General features: G+C 40.6%; 17 protein-coding genes. 8 read left to right on the top strand and 9 right to left on the bottom strand.

Features of this window, described 5'->3' with window-relative positions; translation table 11 throughout:
* Positions 1 to 2 precede the first annotated feature (2 nt).
* Both EMIN_RS03210 and EMIN_RS08865 read left to right on the top strand, forming a co-directional pair.
* A complete protein-coding gene (locus tag EMIN_RS03210; RefSeq protein WP_012414793.1) occupies positions 3 to 1544 on the top strand; it encodes a hypothetical protein in 1542 nt (513 codons plus the stop codon).
* A 345-nt stretch (positions 1545 to 1889) separates the two neighbouring features.
* Positions 1890 to 3950 carry a hypothetical protein gene (locus tag EMIN_RS08865; protein WP_012414794.1) on the top strand — a complete coding sequence of 687 codons (2061 nt, stop codon included), beginning with the start codon at positions 1890 to 1892 and terminating at the stop codon, positions 3948 to 3950.
* 77 nt (positions 3951 to 4027) lie between these two features.
* Here the strand turns inward: EMIN_RS08865 and EMIN_RS03225 are convergent, their stop codons facing one another.
* The 3 genes from EMIN_RS03225 to EMIN_RS03235 all read right to left on the bottom strand — a co-directional run bounded on the left by EMIN_RS03225 (position 4028) and on the right by EMIN_RS03235 (position 7318).
* Entirely contained in the window at positions 4028 to 4828 is an 801-nt protein-coding gene (locus tag EMIN_RS03225) for a polysaccharide deacetylase family protein (protein ID WP_012414795.1), read from the bottom strand.
* Positions 4829 to 4831: 3 nt separating this feature from the next.
* Positions 4832 to 5854 (bottom strand): glycosyltransferase family 9 protein, encoded by a 1023-nt coding sequence (locus tag EMIN_RS03230; protein WP_012414796.1) that lies wholly within the window; start codon positions 5852 to 5854, stop codon positions 4832 to 4834.
* A gap of 141 nt (positions 5855 to 5995) precedes the next feature.
* Entirely contained in the window at positions 5996 to 7318 is a 1323-nt protein-coding gene (locus tag EMIN_RS03235) for a hemolysin family protein (protein ID WP_012414797.1), read from the bottom strand.
* A gap of 82 nt (positions 7319 to 7400) precedes the next feature.
* Here EMIN_RS03235 and EMIN_RS03240 point away from each other — a divergent pair, with 82 nt between their 5' ends.
* The 4 genes from EMIN_RS03240 to EMIN_RS03255 are packed head-to-tail and all read left to right on the top strand — an operon-like array spanning position 7401 to position 9827.
* On the top strand, positions 7401 to 8033 hold the full coding sequence (locus EMIN_RS03240) for a ribonuclease HII (RefSeq protein ID WP_012414798.1): 633 nt from the start codon (positions 7401 to 7403) through the stop codon (positions 8031 to 8033).
* Complete coding sequence (locus EMIN_RS03245; RefSeq protein WP_012414799.1) at positions 8030 to 8398, top strand: YraN family protein; 369 nt, start codon at positions 8030 to 8032, stop codon at positions 8396 to 8398. Before EMIN_RS03240 ends, EMIN_RS03245 begins: the two co-directional genes overlap by 4 nt.
* Entirely contained in the window at positions 8395 to 9216 is an 822-nt protein-coding gene (locus tag EMIN_RS03250) for a purine-nucleoside phosphorylase (protein ID WP_012414800.1), read from the top strand. Before EMIN_RS03245 ends, EMIN_RS03250 begins: the two co-directional genes overlap by 4 nt.
* 8 nt (positions 9217 to 9224) lie before the next feature.
* On the top strand, positions 9225 to 9827 hold the full coding sequence (locus tag EMIN_RS03255; protein ID WP_012414801.1) for a tetratricopeptide repeat protein: 603 nt from the start codon (positions 9225 to 9227) through the stop codon (positions 9825 to 9827).
* Between the two features lie 60 nt (positions 9828 to 9887).
* On the opposite strand, the gene EMIN_RS03260 is transcribed toward EMIN_RS03255, so the two are convergent.
* Positions 9888 to 10220, bottom strand: a complete 333-nt coding sequence (locus EMIN_RS03260; protein ID WP_012414802.1) for an outer membrane protein assembly factor BamD — start codon at positions 10218 to 10220, stop codon at positions 9888 to 9890.
* 371 nt (positions 10221 to 10591) lie between these two features.
* Positions 10592 to 10768, bottom strand: coding sequence for a type IV pilin protein (locus tag EMIN_RS09425; protein WP_187146169.1), 177 nt, complete (start codon positions 10766 to 10768; stop codon positions 10592 to 10594).
* Positions 10769 to 10872: 104 nt separating this feature from the next.
* Between EMIN_RS09425 and folP the strand changes: the two genes are divergently transcribed.
* Positions 10873 to 11649 (top strand): dihydropteroate synthase, encoded by a 777-nt coding sequence (gene folP, locus EMIN_RS03270; protein WP_012414803.1) that lies wholly within the window; start codon positions 10873 to 10875, stop codon positions 11647 to 11649.
* 73 nt (positions 11650 to 11722) lie between these two features.
* Here the strand turns inward: folP and folE are convergent, their stop codons facing one another.
* The 4 genes from folE to EMIN_RS03290 are packed head-to-tail and all read right to left on the bottom strand — an operon-like array spanning position 11723 to position 13955.
* On the bottom strand, positions 11723 to 12349 hold the full coding sequence (gene folE / locus EMIN_RS03275) for a GTP cyclohydrolase I FolE (protein ID WP_083759826.1): 627 nt from the start codon (positions 12347 to 12349) through the stop codon (positions 11723 to 11725).
* Positions 12274 to 12867, bottom strand: a complete 594-nt coding sequence (locus EMIN_RS03280) for a 7-carboxy-7-deazaguanine synthase QueE (protein ID WP_052545816.1) — start codon at positions 12865 to 12867, stop codon at positions 12274 to 12276. The genes folE and EMIN_RS03280 overlap by 76 nt, the downstream gene beginning before the upstream one ends.
* Positions 12833 to 13180, bottom strand: coding sequence for a 6-pyruvoyl trahydropterin synthase family protein (locus EMIN_RS03285; protein ID WP_012414806.1), 348 nt, complete (start codon positions 13178 to 13180; stop codon positions 12833 to 12835). The genes EMIN_RS03280 and EMIN_RS03285 overlap by 35 nt, the downstream gene beginning before the upstream one ends.
* Positions 13170 to 13955 carry a DUF1189 family protein gene (locus EMIN_RS03290; protein ID WP_012414807.1) on the bottom strand — a complete coding sequence of 262 codons (786 nt, stop codon included), beginning with the start codon at positions 13953 to 13955 and terminating at the stop codon, positions 13170 to 13172. The genes EMIN_RS03285 and EMIN_RS03290 overlap by 11 nt, the downstream gene beginning before the upstream one ends.
* Positions 13956 to 14072: 117 nt before the next feature.
* On the opposite strand from EMIN_RS03290, the gene EMIN_RS03295 reads away from it, so the two are divergent.
* Positions 14073 to 19691, top strand: coding sequence for an Ig-like domain-containing alpha-2-macroglobulin family protein (locus EMIN_RS03295; RefSeq protein WP_012414808.1), 5619 nt, complete (start codon positions 14073 to 14075; stop codon positions 19689 to 19691).
* The last annotated feature ends 9 nt before the right edge of the window (positions 19692 to 19700 follow it).

Here is a 19700-nt window from a genome sequence, read left to right on the forward strand (position 1 = left end):
ATATGAAAAATAAAATTACTGTCGTGTTAGGGGTATTCTTTTGCCTAGCTTGTGATATTTGGGCGGCGGAATCCATGGAAATGGTTACCTATTATCCCACGCCTTACGCGTCTTATTCCAATGTTCAGGTTAACGACGCTAAAGTCAATCCTGCGGATGCCGCAGGCGCTAAAGTTAAACTTAAAACAGCAGATATAGGCGTTTTGCAAGTTAATGAAAATTTAACTTCGGATATTAAAAAAGTACAGGCCCAGGCTACAAAAACAGGTAAAAGCGCCGCAGCGACGGGTACATTGCAAGTTGAAGGCGAATACCTTAAAATAGCTTCGGGCGGTATACCGCAGGCGCAGGCTGTAAATATAACAAACTCAGCCACGGGCAATGCTTACGCGGCAAATACAATTATGTTAGGCACGGGAACAGGGGCTAAGGTATTTCCTTACGCTAAGGCTGCTGTACCGGGCGCTTCCAACATGGTATGGAGGAGTATTACTTATTATATTGACCCTTCGGACCCTTCAAAAGGCAAGGACACCAAAACATTTTTAGTTATTGACCAGGGGGATGTTGCGCCTACAATATGTGTTGACAAAATTGAAAATGTAAGGGTTTGGGACGGCGTTGCCAAACACCCGCTTTGTCCTGGTGATAACGGAGTAAGCACGTATTACTGCGGTAAGGATAAACAGTTTGTAGGAACGTGTACAAACGTCTTTAAAACCGTTTCCGATGTTGTCCGCTCAAGAGACTCTTTGGGCAATGGTGTGGACACCCTTGACGGAGACAGGGAAAAAAAATATGTTTGTTCCGAATCTAAATGGGGGTATGACGTTTACAGGGAAAACGGTAATTTGGTAAGAGATTATGTAGGCTGTGCTTCGAGTTCAGATTCTATAGTTATGGCAAGGGATGTTACCTGCTGTGATGACGGTACCTGCCAACATGAATACTCAACTTGGAATACCGTAGCGGACGGCGGAACTCCTTCCGCTGATACTTGCGACGGCAACAAAAACGCTGAATTTACCTGCGGACAAAACGGAAATTTCCCCAAAACATGTTATGACTTTAACGGGACAAAACAGGTTCCCGTAGGAATACCCGTTACTACAGGCACGCTTCTTGCTAATCAATACACAACGCTAAGTAGTCCCAGTTTTGCATCTATGGCCAGTTATCATTCCAAAGGCCAGCCTTATGATTTAGAAGAATATGCCATTTACAATACAGATCATACTAAAAACCCATATTTAAAACAATTAGTGGATTTAATCAATGATTATGTATGGTATAAAAATGATTTGGATAGGTTTTGCAGCGAATATTGCCAAATAAAAATGGCTAGCCATCCTTCCACGCAAAGAGATAAACACGGTAATCTCGCATGCGGCGATCCAGAAATGAAGTTTATCGGTTTTATTGATAAGCGATGGACAAATAATTATGCCACATGGGAATATTCGGGCGTTTTGGTAAGGTGTGAAAGCACTTCCGAAAAAAGGACCGATCACAAATACAGAACAGTAAAATGCTGTAACAAATAAACGGGCGGATAAAGTATTGTTTTGCTTTAGTTGTATAAATAAAATAAGTAATAAGAAATATAATTATACCCCCCTGCCGTAAGGCGGGGGGTATTTAAATAAATAATAAAAAAATCCCCGCTTTTAGAGAGGAGGGTTTATTAATATGCAATAAAAAAGCCATTTTTGCGTTTAATATTAGATAATATTTTGATATGATGTCATTAGCTGTAATGTGTAATTTGTAAATTTCACAAAAGAAGGAAAGTTTTTTTATTTTAGTTATGCTTATTAATGTTAAAAAACATTTGTATAAAAGTGATTCAAGGTAATAAGTTTTTGATCCTAAGAAAAAGGATAATAAATATGAAAAATAAAGTAGCTGCATTTATATCAGCAGGGTTATTGTTAAGCGGTAACATTTGGGCGGCGGAATCCATGGAAATGGTTACCTATTATCCCACACCTTACGCTGCTTATTCTAACGTTCAGGTTAACGACACTAAAGTTAACCCTTCTAACGCTTCAGGCGCTAAAGTTAAACTTAAAACAGCCGATATAGGCGTTTTAAAAGTTAATGAAAATTTAACTTCGGATATTAAAAAAGTACAGGCCCAGGCTACAAAAACAGGTAAAAGCACATCCTCAACAGGTACATTGCAAGTTGAAGGCGAATACCTTAAAATAGCTTCGGGCGGTATACCGCAGGCGCAGGCTGTAAATATAACAAACTCAGCCACGGGCAATGCTTACGCGGCAAATACAATTATGTTAGGCACGGGAACAGGGGCTAAGGTATTTCCTTACGCTAAGGCTGCTGTACCGGGCGCTTCCAACATGGTATGGAGGAGTATTACTTATTATATTGACCCTTCTGACCCTTCAAAAGGCAAAGACACCAAAACATTTTTAGTTATTGACCAGGGGGCCGTAACCGTTTGTCAGGAAAATTATGGCGCCGAGCAGTCGCTACCCTCCGCAGGGACAGATACTTGTGACGGTAATAATACATCTAAATTTACTTGCGCCGGCACAGGCAAAGATAATTGTACTGATGTTTACAAAGCCTCTTATGTAGCAAAAAGGATAAATATCGGCGTTTTGCTTAACTGCCATTATTCACCGGTATTTTATTCCCGCCCCGCTTGTAACGGTGATTATAACCAGGACTGTTACGAAGGTAATTTAACAAATAACGGCTGGAACCCTGTAACATATGCTTCCGCAGGAGAATCACAGCGTTATGTAAAGTGCAATCCTATTTCGCATGAATATTATGAAGGCGGTTCATTTAATTTACAACCACAGGCAGATACGGCCGAGGCGAGATATTTATGGTGGGACGGCGGCAAAAGGCTTGGCGGTGAGGTTGTGGGCTATCCCAACGCGTCTTCTGATAATCCAATATACCTGCAGCCCGGAGAGTACGGGTATACTCCAAATCCTGAGGATGATTGGGGATATGGTGACAATTGGTATAGATTTGGCAAAACACCTACGTGCGACACTTCAAAAACAGACCAACAGATATGTGATTCTAACTGTAGCGGCAGTTCATGCAACTATAAATGTATAGTGAATAAAACTGTACCTAGTTGTCCTTCTGCAAGGTACAAATACTGTTGGGGAAAATGCTCCCCCACAAGATTTACATGCCAAAATTCAGCCGGCAGCGGGGTTATGTTAACTTGTTCAGCTGGTTCGGGCAGCGGATATTATTCCAGGAAAGTTACTTGTTGCGGTTCGGCTTCATGTTCCGCCCCTCAGGTGGATGTAAGCGGAGTATGCAAAACACCGTGCGGTTCAACATGCCCTTCAGGCCAAAAAAAATCAGGGATGCAATATTCTGAAGACGGAGCCTGTTGTGTAGCTAAAACAGCTTGCCCTGCTACCTGCCCTTCCGGACAGGATAGGACAGGCGTTGCTTACACTGAAGACGGCGCCTGCTGTCAGGCTAAAAAATTAAAAGTATCTCATGGCGTTACTGAAGGCATACAAACCTGCGCTACTGATGAAATAGTCAATACGTCTATGTGCAGCAACACAGTTATAAAAATATGTAACGGCACTGTTTCAGAAGGGCTGCCCCGTTTTGCAAGCGGCGATATAAAAGCTAAAGCCTGCACAGCCCGTACAAACGCGGAATGCAGCAACGCACGTTATTACCAAGGGCAGGTTTCGGATGTTTGTAACGGCTATTTATCCTCTTTATATCCGCCGTGTTCTTCAGATTTCAGCACTATGTGCGATAATAAATATGAAGGATACAGATGCACAGAAAGTACTTCTTTGCAAAACCAAAACGGCGTGTGGATGCAGCAATGCGCTATTAACGGATCATGTATAAATACCCCTTATGGATATATAGATATGTATTCATACGGTGAAAACAGAGTAGGTATATGGTACGCTGAGTGCGTGTATTAACAAGCGGTATAAAGAATAATAAGTTTTATAAACAACAACATCCCCCGACTATGCCGGGGGATGTTGTTGTTTTAGTTTTAAAAAGCTTTGTTTAATTTTGCTTTAACCCAGGCAAAATAATGTTTTCTTTCAATAGTTATTCTTTTTATAGGAGCTTCTGTATTAAGCGGCAGTTCATTAATGCCCGGAACTCCGCAAAATAAAAATTTGTAGCCTGATTTAAAAACAAGTTCCCGCGTGCGCGCGCTTGGCTGTGTTTCGCCGGGGGGGAGAAAGGCGTAAATTTCTTTGCCGAACTTTTGCTCAAACCTGAACTTGCTTTCTTTTATTTCATGTTCAGCTTCTTCGTAGGAAGCGTTTTTTAAATTCTTATGCGATAACGAGTGTGACCCAAACCCTACTAAACCTGATTCTAAAAGTTCTTTTATTTGCGTGGAGGTAAGCATATCTTGCCATAATTCTTTGGACGAGTTTTGCCATAAGTTGTATTTATCAATAGCGTCAAAAACAAAAAATATATTCGCTTTAGCTTTTTTTTGTTTAAGAATATCAAGAAGCAGGCAATTGTTTTTAAGGCCGTCATTAAAGGTTATTAACAGCGGTTTTGAAGGCATTTGTGCTGCGCCGTTTTGTATTTCATTCAAATCGTCAAACGTAAGCGTAGTATAGCCTTGCGATAAAATATAATCAAGCTGTTTTTCAAAAACTTCTTTTTCTGTCCAGTTTTGTTTAAATTTTGATTTTTTAGGAGGTTTGCCTATATTATGGTAGCTTAAAACAAGAAGGCCCGTTTTTTTCTTTTCCCACCATTTAAAACGCAGCGTATAGCAAAATGCGGAGGCGGTTATAAAAATTAAAATATAAGCGTATATTGGCATAAATTAAGGTGCTGTATGTATTGAATGCAACAGTCTTTCAAAATTTTCAAAAGCTCTTTGCGGCGTTATTAAAGCCATGCATTCAGGCGTGCAGCCTTTCTCATTAACAGGGCAAAGCCTTTCATCGTGCGGTGTAAGCACGGCGTGGCCTTTGCCGTAAGGCGCCCAGCGTTCGGGCAGGCAGCCTTTTGTATTAGGGTAAAAAGAAAGGGTTTTCTTGCCCAGTGCCGTGGCTATATGCAAAGGACCTGTTGAATTTGAAATAAAAATTTTACACTGGTTTATAACGGCTATAAATTGTGAAAGCGTAATATCGTCCGTCAAAACCAAAGGCTTAAAAGGTTTACATAAACCGGCGGTTTCAGTAAGCAGTTCCTGCTCTGCGGCGGCGCCGGTAAGCATAACCTTTACTTCGGGGTGTTTTGCCATAATTTCACGCACCAGCATTGCATAATTGGGTAAAGGCCATCTAGCGGCCGAGCCTTTTGATCCCGGGTGCACCATGACGGTTATGTCCCTTCTGCCTATGCCGAATTTTTCCTGCAAATAATCTTTGGCTTTAATATCATCTTTTCTGGGTACATAAATTTTGGGCTTTGCGGGATGGTAATAAACAAATAAAGGTTTTAAAAGGTCAAGGTTATATTCCGCCTCGTGCTTTAAATCTTTGGAGCGGTGCTGCCTTATCCTTTTTGTTAAAAGTACAGCCCATATTTTAGATACGGGGCCTATTCTTACCGATATTCTGGCTAAAAATGTAAGCCAGGCGACAAAAGTGTTAAGGAAAAAAATTATGGCGACGTCAAATTTTTTAGCTCTTATTTCGGCTAAAGTTTTAAAAAAAGATTTTACTGTTATAATTTCGTCTATTTCGGGATTGTTTTTTATAACATCCGCCGCATAAGCGGAAACAAGCACGGCGATATACGCATGCGGGAAATTTTTCCTAAGCACGGAGATCGACGGGGTTATTGAAATTAAATCGCCTATTCGGTCAGTTCTTATAAGCAAAAACTTTTTTTGCATAATGAAATTATTTTACCATTTTTAATACGCCGCTGCTTTAACGTACGGCATATTTACCCAGCGGGGATTGTATGTTTTTAATTAAATACGGGGCTTTGCCGCTAAAGCCCCGTAAAAGGTGATAAGGTTTTAGTGTGATTATTAAAATTCCGGATCTTTTGTTACCATAACTTCCATCATTTTATGTCTGCGGAATTTGCGCGGTTCCATTATCATGCCGTCGGCCAAAATCCGGTCGTTGGTAAATATAGGGCGGCCGAGTTTCTTTTTGGCCCATTCCTCAACAGTAATTTCGTAAGGCATATTAGCCGACGCTATTAAATCAAGCTCTTCGTAAATATCTCTCATTTTTGAAGTCGCGCTTGCCACTATACCGCTGCCGAACTTGCGTATATAGGAGGGGAAGTAATCGTACTCATCCTCAATTTCGCCTACAAGCTCCTCAAAAATATCCTCAAGCGTGATTATGCCCGTAATAGTTTTATCCGCCTGTTCATTATCATCAATAACAAGGCTTATATGCTGGTGCTCGCGCGTCATTCTTTGCAGTGCGGTTGAAATCATTGTGTCGCCGTCTAAACGCATGATGGGGCGCATGATTGAACGGGCTGTTGTTTCTTTTCCGCTCGAAATTTTTGTTGAAAAGAAAATATCTTTAAAATTTAAATATCCTATTATAGTTTGCCTGTCGTCTTCAACATCGCATACGGGAAACCTGGTATGCATATCCAAATGCGCTTTTATAAGAGTTTGGGAAATATTATCATTAGCGTATAAAACGTAAACCTGGTCTATAGGCAGTTGTATTTCTTTAATTTTGCGCACGTTAAACATGGCCGACGCAAGCACTATTTTTTCCTCGGTTTTGCCGAATAATCTTGAGGATGATGCTATCGCGGTAGCCGCCCTTAAATCTTCCATAGCGGCTTTTTGCACGGCTTTAGGGTCATTGGCGGAGTGATGGGAAATACTTTTCTTAGTTAAACGCCCGACAATAGCTTCCATAAGCCTTACTAACGGAAACATTATTTTGTAAGCCACTCTCATTACCGGTGAAAGGGTTAAAACCACAAATTCTTTGTTTTTAATAGCGAATGTTTTTGGCGTAAGCTCCGCGAAGACAATGGTTACAAAACTTAAAGGAATAACAACTAAAAGTACGGACAAGGAGTCCGCCAAACGTTTAGATATGTTAAATGCGTTTTGGAGTATGGGGGATAAAGCCTCATCAGAGCTGGCCCCGCCCGCAGCCGCAGCTAAAGCGCCTACAAGCGTTATGCCTATCTGTACTACGGCGAAGCTGCCTTCAATGTGGTCCTTCATAAAAAGGGCCGAGGCCGCGCCTTTTCTGTTTTCCTGCGCTAAAATTGATAATTTTGTTCTTGAAACGGAAGCCAAGGCCATTTCATACGCAGCTAGAAGGGCGTTTAAGATTAACATCAGTATTATTACTATTAGGACCATATATATATAATACCAAAAAATAAAAGATTATTTAGGCGCGGAGGGTGTTTGTCCGAGCGCTTAAATTTTATATCATTACTTTATGAATGAACTGCAACGCTTTGATTGTGAGATACTGCAAAAAAATTCCTGCGCTTTAATAGGCATTGATGAAGCAGGCCGCGGCCCGCTTGCCGGCCCGGTGGTTGCGTGCGCCGTATGTGCGCCTAAAGAAATTTACCATTTATTTGAAGACGTTAACGACAGCAAAAAACTTACCGATGTTAAAAGAGAAAAGATTTATGCCCGTATTAACGGGTATAAAATAGCTTATGGCGTAGGGTTCGCCTCGGCCAAAGAAATAGACGAAATAAATATTTTACAGGCTACATTTTTAGCTATGAGAAGGGCCTGCCAAAAGTTTTTAGATATTAATGAAGCTCTTGCTTTGGTTGACGGCAACCATAAAATAAAAGATTTTCTTTTGCCGCAGCAGACGGTAATTGACGGCGACGCAAAATCCTTTAGCATAGCCATGGCAAGCGTTATAGCCAAAGTTCACAGGGACAGATATATGCGTAAAGCGCATGAACTTTACCCCGTTTACGGTTTTGACGGGCACAAAGGTTACGGCAGCGGTAAACATATAGCCGCAATTAAAGAGCATGGCCCGTGTAAAGAACATCGTATGACTTTTGCTCCTTTAAAAAATTTAAACCAGTTAGAGTTTCTATGAATAAACTTGGCGTTGAATCGGAAAATGCTGCTGCGAATTTCCTTAAAAAAAACGGTTATAAAATAATAGCCCGTAATTATGCCGTACAAACAGGCGAGGTTGACATAATAGCTTCGCAAGGCGGTTTATTAAAACAAAAAACGCTTGTGTTTATTGAGGTAAAAGGGCGCGCTTATAAGGCGTATGGCGGGCCTTTGGCAGCGGTAACAAAAGCTAAGCAAAATAAAATAATTTCCGCGGCGACTATATATGTTAAAGAAAATTTCCCAAAATTTGATAGTATAAGGTTTGACGTTGTAACTGTAGTAGACGGAAAAATTGAGCATATAGAAAATGCTTTTATACCACAGAGAGGAACTTTATGAGCCAATTAGCCAAAGTGAGAAAGATAACAGCGTTTATTAACAAAAAAACAAAAAATTTTAAACCCGAAATAGCTTTAATTACAGGCAGCGGGCTTGCGGGCAGCGTGCCTGAACTTAAAAACAAAACAGTAATTCCTTATAAAAATATACCTGATTTTTTAAACAGCACCGTTTCGGGCCACAGCGGCAATTTAATTTTCGGTACATATAAAGGCAAAAAATTAATGGTTATGCAGGGCCGTTTTCACTATTACGAAGGACATTGTATTAAAGATATAGCCTTAGCTCCGCGCGTAATGGGCATGCTCGGCGTTAAAACTTTAATGGTATCGGCGGCGGTAGGGTCAATTAACGCTAAACTTACGCCAGGTTCTTTAGCAGTGTTATCTGACCATATTAACCTTATGGCAACAAACCCGCTTATCGGTAATTATGACCCGGCTTTCGGGCAGATGTTTGTTGATTTAAGTGAAGCGTATGATAAAAAACTTGTTAAATTAATTTCGTCAAAAGCTAAAAAATTAAAAATTAATAACGCCCCCGCCGTTTATATCGCGGTTACGGGCCCTAATTTTGAAACCCCTTCCGAAATTAAAGCTTTTAGAACTTTAGGCGCCGATGTCGTAGGTATGTCCGTTGTGCATGAGGTTATAGCCTCCAGGCAGGCGGGCATAAAAGTTTGCGGTTGCGCCTGGGTAACAAACCTGGCAAGCGGAATAAGTAAAACGCCGCTCAGCCACGCGGAAACGCTTTCGGAAACTAAAAAAATTGAAGGCAAATTTAAAACCCTTCTTGAAAACGTTATACCTGAAATGTAGGAGATTTTATGAAAAAACTTATAATATTTTTATCCGTTTGTATATTGGGGGCGTGCGCTTCTTTACCGCTGCCCACTTCAAGCGAATATGTGGCCAGGGGTGAAGGTTACCACAGGGACGGCAAACTTGAAAAGGCCGTTAAATCTTTTGACAAGGCTGTTAAAATCAACCCTGGCAACGCGGCGGCTTACGCCTCACGCGGGGCGGCATATTTTTATATGCAAGATTATGAAAAAGCGTCCGAAGATTTTATTAAAGCTATTGATATTGACCCGGCTAATGTGGCGGCTTATTCCGCTTTGGGAGCTTCTATGGCCGCACTGGGGGAAAATGAAAAGGCGCTTTTCTTTATCTCAAAAGCGCTTGAAAATAAACCCGATAACCCCGAATCTTTGCTTTCAAGAGGCAGCATTTTTTTCGCTATGGAAATGTACTCTGACGCTGTAAGGGATTTTAGCCGTGTAATAGAGTTAAGGCCTTGCGTTGACGCTTTTATCGCGAGGGCGGAGGCTTTTAAAGCTCTCGGGTATAACGATTATGCGGAAATTGACATACAGTCCGCCAAATCGGGCCGTTACCCTATGCATTTAAATTCTTTGGTAAATTACTGATTATAAAACAAAAAAATACCGCCCGTTTAAAAACGGGCGGTATTTTTTTACGTATAAATTTTATTTATACTTTGCTGTTGCTTGTTCAAGGTAAGATTTTGCAGCGTCAATACCTCTTTTAATATCGTAGTTTGTAGGGTCAAGCTTTTCGCCTTCTTCCCAAACTTTTAAGGCGCCTTTATAATCGGCTGCATTAAAAAGTCTTAAACCTTCGATATATTTCTGTTCGGCCGCCGCTTTGTTAGGGTCAACAACGACTTCCTGAACTTTAATTTCTTCAACCTCAACAACCTGCTGAGGCATTTCTTCCGCTTCGGTTTTTTTGTTGCCGCCGCAGGCGATAACAAGAGCTGAACCTAAAGCGAGTACTGATAATATTGCTATTTTTTTCATATTCGTCCTCTTCTTTTTTACGTATACTTTAGTATATCAAAAAAAACGTTTTAAAGTAAATTTAAAAAACCTGCGGTTTTAATCAAGAAAGTGATAAATTGTGGCGCCGGCCACGCTTACTTCTTTTCCGTCTATCGCTTTACATGCTCTTGCGCCCCTTTCAGTTTTGGAAATACATCTGTGATTATTTTTCACCGCGGTTGAAAGCCTTATTCCGTATTGGAGCGAAGGATCATTTGTTATATGGCAATAGGTGTATCCTTTGCTGCTTCTGATGGAGCAAAATTGTTTATCATTTATTTTTACGCAATTTGTATTGCGCCCGCCTTCAACGCAGGCATACTGGGCTTGGCCTGAAGGCAGCCGCTATGTCAAGAGCTTCCCAATCGCCGCTGGTAATTGCCGTGTTGTAAAAAATATCTGTTCTGAGCGTCTTTTGCCGTTTTTGCCATTATAACCAAAGCTGATATTCTGCTTTTATTAACGGCTTTTGTATATTGGAGTACGGCTATAGCGGCGAGTATGCCTATAATTAAAACAATTACCAAAAGTTTTATTAAAGTAAACGCTTTTTCATATTTAATATTTATATCATTTTATATTTTGTATTTCAAATATAGCGGCGGGCTTTTTAAAAAGGTATTATATATATATGAAAAAACCGCTTATTATGGGCATTTTAAACGTTACGCCCGACTCTTTTTTTGACGGCGGCAAAACCGCCGATCCTTTTGTCCGAGCTTCTAAACTTATTGAAGAAGGCGCCGATATAATTGATATAGGGGGGGAATCTACCCGTCCGGGCGCGGAACCTGTTAGTTTTGAGGATGAAAAAAAGCGCGTAATACCTGTTTTAAAGCAAATTAAAGCGGCTTACCCTAAAATAACCATATCCATAGATACCTATAAACCCAAAATAGCTAAGCTGGCAGTTGAAGAAGGCGCCGATATTATTAATGACCCCAGCGGTCTTGCTGATCCTGTTATGGCGGACATAGCCGCCTCTTCAGATACAAAACTTGTTGTTATGCACACAAGAGGCACTCCGCAAAATATGGATAAGTTAACTGAGTATGCGGACATCGTTGCCGATATTAAAAACTTTTTTGAAAAAAAAATACAAGAGTGCGCAAGAGAAGGCCTGCACACGGATAATATTATTTTAGACCCCGGTTTCGGTTTTGCAAAAAATAAAGAGCAAAACTTTTTGCTTCTTAAAAACATAAGCTATTACAAAAGTCTGGGGCTTCCTTTGCTTATAGGACTTAGCAGAAAAAAATTCTTAGCTAAAGAAGGCGATACCCCGGCCGACAGGCTTGAAGCTACACTGTCAGCCAATTTGTATGCCGCCATGAACGGGGCCGATATATTAAGAGTGCATGACGTGGCCGAAACCATTAAAATATTGGAAAAAATTCCTGTTAGTTAAACAGGTTTGATGTTTTGCTGAAAATAAAAAAGCCCCGCTGTCCGGCGGGGCTTTTTATGCTAAAACAAAGTTGTTAATTGGCTTGTATAAAGTCCAAAAACTCTCCCCTTACTTCAGGTTTTTTAAACACGCCTCTTATAGCGCTGGTTATCATAACGGCGTTATGTTTTTCAACCCCTCTGCTGCAAACGCACATATGTCTTGCTTTACAAACAACCATTACTCCTAAGGGATTTAAGTGCTGCATTAAGGAGTCCGCTATATCGGCGGAAAGCTTTTCCTGTATCTGTAATCTGCGGGAAAATACTTCAACAAGCCTTGCCAGTTTTGATACGCCCAAAACTCTTTTGTTGGGAAGATAACCTATGCTTATCGTGCCGAAAAACGGCTGAAAATGATGCTCGCAGGTAGAATAAAATTCAATATCTTTTAAAATAACCATTTCATCGCAGGAGCCTTCCACAAAAGTTTTTAGAACGCTTTCTGGCTTTTGTTTATACCCGCCAAAAATTTTTTCCCAGCTTTTTACTATCCTGTGCGGGGTTTCCTGCAAACCTTCACGGTTGGGATTGTCGCCGATGTAGGCAAGCATTTCGCGGATATTTTTCTCAATATGCTCTTTGGTTACGGTATTTTTGCGAATTTGTGAGTTTGAAGGCTTAGCCTTAGAAAAGGATTTTCTTTTATCAGTTTTACGCATAAATCTATATTCTCCTGTTTGTTGCTTTCGGGCTGTAAATAAATAAGTCTGCCTTCTGAAGCATAGTTGAAATACTTTTTCAAATCCGAAATATCAGTATCCTGGCCGACTACAATTTTAATAACATGCGCGCTTTTAAGCATGTTCGGGTCAACGTAAGTTTTTGGCGACACTGTTAAATTATCAACGCCTTGGGCGTCAAAATATATAGAGCCGTTTGTTTCAATATGCACTTTAAGGCCGGCTTGTTTTAAACTTTTTATAAGAGCGCAAATGTCCTGCTCGGCGGGCTCGCCGCCTGTTATAATTACAATTTTTGAAGGGTATTTTTTTACTTCTTTAATAATTTCTTCCGAAGTCATTACAAAATTTTCTTTAAAATCCGTATCGCAAAAAGAGCACCCCATCAAGCAGCCGCTTAACCTTACAAAAACGGCCGCAGTTCCCGTATACATGCCTTCGCCCTGAAGCGAATAAAAAATCTCAGTAAGCTTGAAAGATGGCGCTTGCATTTTCATTTTCCCAAAGCTCAACCTGTTTTAGTTTTAACCCGCGCTGGGTAAGCAGTTTTGCAGCATTGTCATAAATATATTTAACCATGTTTTCCGCGGTAGGGTTTTGTACAAAATCATTAAGGTATTTATGGTCGGGCAAAACAGAGTCAAGCAGCGGTTTTAAAGTTTTAAAATCTTCCACCATACCGCTTTCTTTTGTTTCACCTTCAATAATAAATTCAACAACCCAGGTGTGTCCGTGCAGATTATTACATTCGCCGTCATAATCCGGCAGACGGTGGGCCGAGCTGAATTTTCTTTTTAATTTAAGCAGCATTTTGGTTAATCTCCTTTTTAGGATAATGGTTTAAAATCTGTTGCATATATAAAGCGCTTAAAATGAGCTGCGGTATAAAAAAGTTTACAGATACCCCGGGGATAAAGAATAAAAGGTAAAATGCAATTAAAACAGGTACCTGTATGTAAACGGCGGTTTTAAATAACTGCGGGCCTGTAATAGCTCTTTTCATTATAGCAGCCATTATATAGCCGGCAAACAAACTGCTCGCTATCCAAAACACTAAGGAGAACACAAAACTTACAGGCACTATAATAAATATTGTTATGACAGCCGCTTTTTTTATGAAATTTCCGTAGGTATTCCAAATTTCTTCCCCTGTTGTTCTGGGAATATTTTTGGCGTTCCCGGAGGAAAAAGTTTTTCTTTCCACGCTAATTGAATTTTTAATTATATATACTTCTTTTTTTGTTAATACCGCTACGGTGCTTGTGTTTAACATATCCGTAATTGAAGGGGGGAATTGAAGCTCCGGTTCATACTTGATATTAACGCCCATACCGGGGATTTCCAGTGTAGCGGGCTGTCCGTCATTTACAAGCAGTTGTCCGTTTTTTAATTCCACATCAGGTATATTACGCACAAAAACTTCAAGCTTTTGGGCTGCGGACATAGAAAGAAGCAAAGACGTGGCTATAGAAAAAAACACAATTGCTAGAAATATATATAATGCCGCATGTTTGCCGCTTCTTTTTGCCATTTCTTTATAATGTTTAAAATTGTAAAGCGATTTAAACATATCTGTAATAACCATAATAATCTCCGCGGGATTAAAAAAAAATCCTCTTCATATAATGTATACTAAAAGTATATAAAATTTAAAAGAATTTAGTTTTTTGCCGCTATATAAGGCATATATGGGAGATATTTAATGCTAAAAAAGATATTGTCTTTGTTTGTACTTCTGTTTTCAACGGCGCTTTACGCCCAGCAGAGCGGGTTAAGCGTTATTTCTTACAGTCCTAAAAATAATATGTACAGTACGTCAATGGTGGCAATAAACGTTACTTTTAACAAACCTGTTATTAAATTAAGCGATTCTTCCCAATTTGGCGAGATGCCCTGCCCTATCGAACTTAGCCCTGCCGCCGCAGGCAACTGCCGTTGGACGGGTACGCAAACGGTTACCTTTGAGGCTAAAACACTTATGCCTTCCACAGAATATACTGTAACCGTGTTAGATAACTTTAAATCGGAAATAAGCGGTGAAAAGCTTGGCAAAAATTTTACATGGACATTTAGAACCCCCCGTATATATGTTAGCACCGTAGCTCCTTACAAAAATGAAAGATGGGTCAATTTAAACCCCACTATTTTTTTAATTTTCAATCAAGGTATTAACCCCCAAACCTCGCAAAATAAAATACATCTATTAGATGATAAAAATAATCCCGTTTCATTTAAAGCCGTAAGGCCTTCTAAAGAAGCTTTAAAAGAGGCTGGATACTCCTATTATGATCCGGAAAGGGTTATAGCGCTTACTTTATATTCTTATTTACAAATGAATAGTGAATATAAAATAAAAGTGGAAAAAGGCGTTATGGGCGAACAAGGAACCCTAGGTACGGAGGCGGAGTTTAATTCCTCTTTCTTTACATTTCCTCCTTTAACTTTTAAAAAGGTAAAAATGCCGCAATGCCTTCCTGGCGCTTTGGAAATTTTTCTTTCCAACCCTGTGGAAATGTCTGCCCTTCTTGATCATATAACCATTTCCCCCGAAGTCAAAACCAGGGAAATCACGGAAGACCAAGCCCGTTTTACAGGCAACCTTTACAGCAGTGAAAATTCCGTCTATTTTTCTTTAAACATGTTCGATTTTGAGCCTGAAAAAAAATATTCTGTAACCTTAAAAAAAGGCCTTAAGGATATTTACGGAAATGTTTTAGAATCTTCCGTAACTGAAAAAATAAAATACCCCGCGTATTGCCAAAACCTTACCACAAAGGGCGGCTTTGGCGTTATGGAAAGTTATTTGCCCGCGCGTTACCCGGTTACTTTAATTAACGTGCATGAAACGTACTATAACTTTGAAAAACTTTCCACGCCCGCTGATTTCATTTCTTTTTACCATAGTAAAGACCGTTATTGTAACAGAAACTATACCACGTCCGGCAACCTTTATAAATTTAATATTGCAAGAAATAAAACGCATCATACATATTTTGATTTAGACCGGCTGCTTGATAACCCCAAAGGTTTTGTTTACGGTGAAGTTATTAATAAAAGGGAGCAAAGTTACTCACCAACATGCAAGCAACCCTCTTTTAGCAATATTACCGACCTTGGTTTAACATTTAAAACCAGCCCGGACAACAGTTTAATTTGGGTTACGGACCTTAAAGAAGGCAAACCCGCCGCCGGCAAAAAAGTTGAAATTTTTGATTCAAACGGCAACAGCGTTTGGGCCGGAACTTCTGATAAAAACGGTTTTGCTTTAGCCGACGGATGGAAGGATTTTGACCTGTCTTCCTACTCAAGATGGGAAAAACCTGTCCTTTACGCCGCAGCCTATTCGGACGGAGGCGACGCTATTATCTCCAGTAATTGGACGGAAGGCATTGAGCCGTGGCGTTTTAACATTAATTATGAATGGTCCCCGCAGGTTTTTAATTACCGCGCGGCAATGTTTTTTGACCGTGATATTTTAAAACCTGGAGAAAAGGTGCGTCTTAAAGGCGTTGTGAGAAAGCTTGAAAACGGTGATTGGAACCTGGCGTCCGAGTTTAAAAACGGCACTCTTACAGTGTCTGACTCGCGCGGTAAAGAAATGCTTAATGAAACGCTTGGCATTGACCAGCGTTTCGGCACATTTGAAACCGTTATAGAAATACCTTCTTCTTCACCTACGGGCCATTATTCCGTAAACTTCCAAACAAAAAACGGTGATTTATCCGCTTCTGATTACAAAACTTTCCGCGTGGAAACGGTTAAAGAAGCAACTTTTAAAGTAACTTTAAATACGGACAAAGATAATTACTTTGTTAAAGATAAAGCGGAAATTACCGTTGACGGCGCCTATATGTTTGGCGGAGCTATGGGGGCGGCACCGGCGGCATTATCCGTAAGATACGCTAATAGTTCTTATACCAATAAAAACTTTGAAGGTTATAACTTTGGCGGAAATTATGAAGAATACGACAGCAATTACACCACTTTGGAAGGTTCTTTGGACGATAAAGGAAGATATGAAACTAAAGTAGAAATACCTTCTTTTTCAACCCCTAAAACAATGTATATTGAAGCGGGTTTAACCGCGCCGGACAGGCAGCGTCTATTTGCCAGAAGGAGCGTCAGCGTTCATCCTGCGGATTTTTATTTAGGTCTAAAAACTCCGGAAGGATATTATTTTGAAGTTAATAAGCCTTATAAAACACATGTTATTGCCGTAGCGCCCGATACCGGTAAAATGGTTGAAGACGTTAAAGGCACCGTTAAAATAACGCGTAAAGAGTATTTCAGCGTAAGAAAAACGGGTGTTAACGGCCGCTTGCAATGGGTTAATGAGGAAAACGTTACCGAAGTGGGGGAATATCCTTTCACTATCGGTAAAAAAGGTTATGATTTTGAACTTACTCCTTCAGAATCCGGTTCTTACGTGATACAGTTTAAAGCTTCCGACTCTAAAGGAAGAGAAGTTGTTAACTCTATTAATGTATTTGTGTCTGGCAAAGGCGGCGGATATTGGGAAAAAAGCGATGATGATATTATAAAACTTCTCGCCGATAAAAAGAGCTATAAAGTAGGCGATAAGGCTAAAATTATGGTCCAGTCCCCTTATGAATCAGCTATCGCTTTAGTAACTGTTGAGCGTGAAAATATAATGGAAAAGTTTACCGTCAACCTTAAAGGCGGCAGCGATTCCTTTACCCTGCCTATAAAGGACGAATATGTCCCCAACGCTTTTATAAGCGTAGTTGTAATCCAAGGCAGAAGCGGCGAAAACAAATATGACGACGAGGGCCTTGATATAGGTAAGCCTCAGACGAAAATAGGCTACGCCAATATTACCGTTGAAACCGAAACAAGAAAAATTAAAACGAAAGTAACAACGGACAAAGATACTTACCAACCGGGCGAAACCGTAAAAATAGACGTGCATACAACCGTAAAAGGCAACAATATTTCCGCCAATACTGCGATATTTGTAGTAGACGAAGGTATTTTAGCTTTAACCGGTTATTCCACGCCTGATTTATTAAAAGAGTTCTACGGCCCCCGTGCCTTGGGCGTAGGCACCGTTGACAGTAGAATTTACGTTATAGGCCAGCGTTCTTACGGTGAAAAAGGCGAAAACAGCGGCGGAGGCGGCGGAGAGGACAATAAACTCGGCGGCGTTGACTTGCGCTCTAATTTTGACGCGGCGCCTTACTGGAATACAGTAATCACTGACGCTAAAGGCAAAGCAAGCGTTTCGTTTAAACTGCCTGATAATTTAACAAAATTCCGTGTAATGGCTGTCGCGGTCGGCAAGAAGGAGTTTGGCTCCGGCGATACAAACATAACCGTAAATAAACCCGTTATGATTAAACCCAGCCTGCCCAGATTTGCCAGATTGGGCGACGCTTTTAAATGCGGTGTGGTTGTTTATAACCGCGACGCTAAAGAAGGCATTACCGTAAGCGGTGAAGTTACCGGCGGCATAGCCATGATTGGTGAAAGCGTTATAAAAGAAGAGATAGCTAAAGGCGGTTTTAAAGAAATACTTTGGGATTGCCAGGCGGTATCTCACGAAAACGCGCAGTTTACTTTCAAAGCTGTCAGCGGCAAAAATTCGGACGGTTTGCTGTGGCCCGTTACAATTAATAATATTGAAAAATACCAAACTTTGGCCACCAGCGGCATTGTTGACGATAAACAGGTAAAAGAAGGTATGAAAAGGCCTTCCTCTTCTTATATTCCTTTCGCAAATAACAGGGCGGAGTTTGTTCTTTCTTCAACCGCGCTTGTGGACATAAGAGGCGGCATTCTTTACCTGCTTTCATATCCTTACGGCTGTCTTGAGCAAAAAATGTCAAAGGTTTTCCCTATTATCGCGGCGCAGACAATAGTTGACGACTTTAATTTAGGTGATATAACCAAACTTAAAGAAAGCGTACAAAAGGTTCTCAATGACCTTTCCCTTTACCAAAACGCAAGCGGTGGGTTCGGATATTGGACAAGCCGACCTCAGGCAGACCCGTATATAACCGTTTACACTCTTGAAGTGGCGCATATGGCAAAAGCCAAAGGCTATAAGATTGACGAGGCCGTTATAAACAAAGCCGTTAAATGGCTGGAAAGCTATATGGCAGGCGGATACCAGCAGGCGTTTGCCTATCCTTACAGCGTATCGGAAAATAAAACGGTAAAGGCTTATGCGTCTTACGTGTTGGCTTTATACGGTAAAAAAGGCACGGCCGCATTCTCTAAACTTTACGCGGACAGAGGCCAACTCACTTTAATGGCTAAGGCTCATTTACTTAAAACGGCCAAACTGCTTGGTAAAAATGATGAAGTAAAAGTTTTGGGCGACGACCTTATGAACTACGTAAAAGTGGCGCCTACAACCATGCACTTTGAAATTGAGGAAAGAATGCCATGGATACACGGCTCTAATTTAACGGTGACCGCCGTTATACTTGACGCTATGCTTCAAGGGCAAAACGGATTTCCCGGTGATGAAAAAACCGTAAGATGGATACTAAAGCAAATAAGCCCCGAAGGAAACTGGCAAACAACCGCGGCGAATGCGGCTGTGTTTAGGGCTTTAAATTCCTATTACACGATTAAGGAAAGTGTGGAGCCTGACTTTACTGCCGAAATTAAAATAAATTCAGTTAAAGCCTGGACTGGCGGTTTTAAAGGAAGGGATTTAAATACAAAAACGGCAGTTGTTCCTTTTGATAATCTGTTTAATTCAAAGGGTGAAAGTAATATCATAATAAGAAAAGACGGCAAAGGAAGGCTGTATTATAATATGTACCAAATATACGCTCCTTTAAAGTTAGATACGCCCGTAAACAGCGGTTTTACCGTTACAAGAACAATAACTCCTTTATATGGCGAAAAAGGAGCCGCGCTTAAAGCGGGGGAAAGAGCCACAATAACTCTTACCGTTACAAGCAACCAAGACAGACCTTTTGTGGTGGTTGAGGACTTCCTTCCCGCCGGTTTGGAAATAGTTGATTCTTCCTTAGCTGTTGAATCACAGCGCGATGCGGATGTTTCTTTGGGGTATGATTACGAAGAATGCGAGGATTGTTATGAGCAGGAAGACGACGGCTACTACAGCGGCGAATACTACGTTTGGGGTGAACTTGGCCGTAATGAGAAATATGATGATCGCATAGCCATATTTGCCGACTACCTTACGAAAGGAACGCATACCTATAAGTATGTTGTGCAAGCTACAATGCCGGGGGTTTATACGTTCCCGGCGGCTTGGGCAAGCCAAATGTATGAGCCTGAAAACTTTGGCAGAAACACAACCCAAACTATAGAAATTAAATAAAAAAAGCCC

The sequence above is a fragment of the Elusimicrobium minutum Pei191 genome (genome assembly GCF_000020145.1).
Classification (GTDB): Bacteria; Elusimicrobiota; Elusimicrobia; order Elusimicrobiales; family Elusimicrobiaceae; genus Elusimicrobium; species Elusimicrobium minutum.

Bases quoted from the DNA above. Each gene is read 5' to 3' on its own strand.
- EMIN_RS03210 (WP_012414793.1), top strand. From the start codon at position 3: ATGAAAAATAAAATTACTGTCGTGTTAGGGGTATTCTTTTGCCTAGCT.
- EMIN_RS08865 (WP_012414794.1), top strand. From the start codon at position 1,890: ATGAAAAATAAAGTAGCTGCATTTATATCAGCAGGGTTATTGTTAAGC.
- EMIN_RS03290 (WP_012414807.1), bottom strand. From the start codon at position 13,955: ATGGTTATTACAGATATGTTTAAATCGCTTTACAATTTTAAACATTAT.
- EMIN_RS03255 (WP_012414801.1), top strand. From the start codon at position 9,225: ATGAAAAAACTTATAATATTTTTATCCGTTTGTATATTGGGGGCGTGC.
- EMIN_RS03250 (WP_012414800.1), top strand. From the start codon at position 8,395: ATGAGCCAATTAGCCAAAGTGAGAAAGATAACAGCGTTTATTAACAAA.
- folP (WP_012414803.1), top strand. From the start codon at position 10,873: ATGAAAAAACCGCTTATTATGGGCATTTTAAACGTTACGCCCGACTCT.
- EMIN_RS03240 (WP_012414798.1), top strand. From the start codon at position 7,401: ATGAATGAACTGCAACGCTTTGATTGTGAGATACTGCAAAAAAATTCC.
- EMIN_RS03225 (WP_012414795.1), bottom strand. From the start codon at position 4,828: ATGCCAATATACGCTTATATTTTAATTTTTATAACCGCCTCCGCATTT.
- EMIN_RS03245 (WP_012414799.1), top strand. From the start codon at position 8,030: ATGAATAAACTTGGCGTTGAATCGGAAAATGCTGCTGCGAATTTCCTT.
- EMIN_RS03235 (WP_012414797.1), bottom strand. From the start codon at position 7,318: ATGGTCCTAATAGTAATAATACTGATGTTAATCTTAAACGCCCTTCTA.
- folE (WP_083759826.1), bottom strand. From the start codon at position 12,349: ATGCGTAAAACTGATAAAAGAAAATCCTTTTCTAAGGCTAAGCCTTCA.
- EMIN_RS03280 (WP_052545816.1), bottom strand. From the start codon at position 12,867: ATGAAAATGCAAGCGCCATCTTTCAAGCTTACTGAGATTTTTTATTCG.
- EMIN_RS03285 (WP_012414806.1), bottom strand. From the start codon at position 13,180: ATGCTGCTTAAATTAAAAAGAAAATTCAGCTCGGCCCACCGTCTGCCG.
- EMIN_RS03295 (WP_012414808.1), top strand. From the start codon at position 14,073: ATGCTAAAAAAGATATTGTCTTTGTTTGTACTTCTGTTTTCAACGGCG.
- EMIN_RS03260 (WP_012414802.1), bottom strand. From the start codon at position 10,220: ATGAAAAAAATAGCAATATTATCAGTACTCGCTTTAGGTTCAGCTCTT.
- EMIN_RS03230 (WP_012414796.1), bottom strand. From the start codon at position 5,854: ATGCAAAAAAAGTTTTTGCTTATAAGAACTGACCGAATAGGCGATTTA.